The sequence below is a fragment of the Massilia sp. LXY-6 genome, assembly GCF_051233485.1.
Classification (GTDB): Bacteria; Pseudomonadota; Gammaproteobacteria; order Burkholderiales; family Burkholderiaceae_D; genus Telluria.
This window is the reverse complement of the sequence record NZ_JBKFGF010000109.1, coordinates 1-657: the sequence shown is the minus strand read 5'-3', so window position 1 is coordinate 657 and position 657 is coordinate 1. Positions and strand designations below refer to the sequence as shown.

At 61.6% G+C, this 657-nt stretch carries 1 protein-coding gene; it reads right to left on the bottom strand.

Annotation, left to right across the window (positions count from 1 at the left end; all coding sequences use genetic code 11):
• Positions 1-656 (bottom strand): GTP-binding protein (locus ACI48D_RS26030; RefSeq protein ID WP_435574137.1); only part of this gene is annotated, 656 nt, incomplete at its 3' end.
• Between the last annotated feature and the right edge of the window lies 1 nt (position 657).

Genomic DNA, 657 nt, shown 5'->3' with positions numbered 1-657 from the left:
TCTTCCACCGGCATCAGGAAGGCGCCGTCAACGGCACGTTCCGGGGTCGGGATGTAGGTGTCCAGGGCTTCTGCCAGGCGGACGATGCACTCTTCGCCCATTTCGCCAGCAGCGCCTTCCAGCGCCATACGTGCCGAACCCTTGATGATCGGCAGGTCGTCGCCCGGGAACTCGTACTTCGACAGCAGCTCGCGCACTTCCATTTCGACCAGTTCCAGCAGCTCTGCGTCGTCGACCAGGTCGCACTTGTTCAGGAACACGATGATGTACGGAACGCCAACCTGACGCGCCAGCAGGATGTGCTCGCGGGTCTGCGGCATCGGGCCGTCAGCGGCCGAGCACACCAGGATCGCGCCGTCCATCTGGGCGGCACCGGTGATCATGTTCTTGATGTAGTCGGCGTGGCCCGGGCAGTCAACGTGGGCGTAGTGACGGTTTGCGGTTTCGTACTCGACGTGCGCGGTGTTGATCGTGATGCCGCGTGCCTTCTCTTCCGGAGCCGCGTCGATCTGATCGTAGGCCTTGGCTTCGCCGCCGAATTTCTTCGACAGAACGGTTGCGATTGCAGCCGTCAGGGTGGTTTTGCCGTGGTCAACGTGACCAATGGTGCCGACGTTGACGTGCGGCTTGGTCCGTTCGAATTTACCTTTTGCCATT